1 pseudogene is annotated in these 928 nt (G+C 47.1%); it reads left to right on the forward strand.

Annotation, left to right across the window (positions count from 1 at the left end):
* Positions 1 to 928 (forward strand): annotated as a pseudogene (locus A3762_RS27945) (hypothetical protein); the annotation flags it as partial.

The following is a 928-nucleotide window of genomic DNA, read 5'->3' on the forward strand; positions in this document are numbered from 1 at the left end:
TCCCGCCGCAAACGTCTGCGGGTTCATTTCATACCTCGGTTTCCGAGCTCGTGAAGCAAGCGGGAGTCGGTCTTGAATATGATCCGGCAAGCCTTGATCGTATCCCACAACTTGGTCGTTTAATCATCCTAGCAAATGATCCTTTACCGGGCGTTTCGAGCTTAGCGTTATTGCACCTAGTCTCGCAGGTAAGATCAGATGTTGCCTGTATTGCAGAGACAGGCAATCGATGGCTGACGGACTTGCCTGATGGCACACAATTAAATGCAGCCCAACAGTCGTCAGAACAAACAAAGCACAAGGCATTAGAGCATCTTGCAAATGAGGGTGTGCTCATTATTCAGCCTGTTCATTTGGGACGTTCCGAAGGTGTTCCTAAAATCACGCAAGAGCGCTGGCCGACAGACTTTCTTGCCATTGCAGAGCATTCACAAAGCCCCTTATTGCATATTCATGTCTCGAGTTCCGAGCAGCCTTATTTACAACAAGCACGTCTTTTTTATCGTGGGCATGGCCTTGTTCAAGATTTCGCTCAAACACTCGCGAAGAAGTTTCTACCGAACGTTTACGACCAACGTTTGCTTGTTGGCGAGATAATCGATTCCACGGATTACAAAGATCTACCCCTGCAAGATAAGTACAAAGCGAAGCTATTACGAAAACAGTTATATCGTGCGGTTAAAGGGAAGAGTTCTTATTTCAAGACCTTGCCAGCGATTGCACCGGCCGAGCCAAGGTCCTCGTTATTGGACGAGCTTCAGCACGCTAGTTTGCTTGGTAAAACAAAAGACGGAAAGTTGATTTACTTGTGTTCAGTAAATGAGGGCTCTTCTTTATTGAAAGAGATCGGTCGGCTACGAGAACAGGCCTTTCGTTTAGTCGGAGAGGGCAGTGGCAAAGCCTGCGATGTTGATGCCTTTGATCTTTA

It is taken from the genome of Oleiphilus sp. HI0125, from assembly GCF_001635355.1.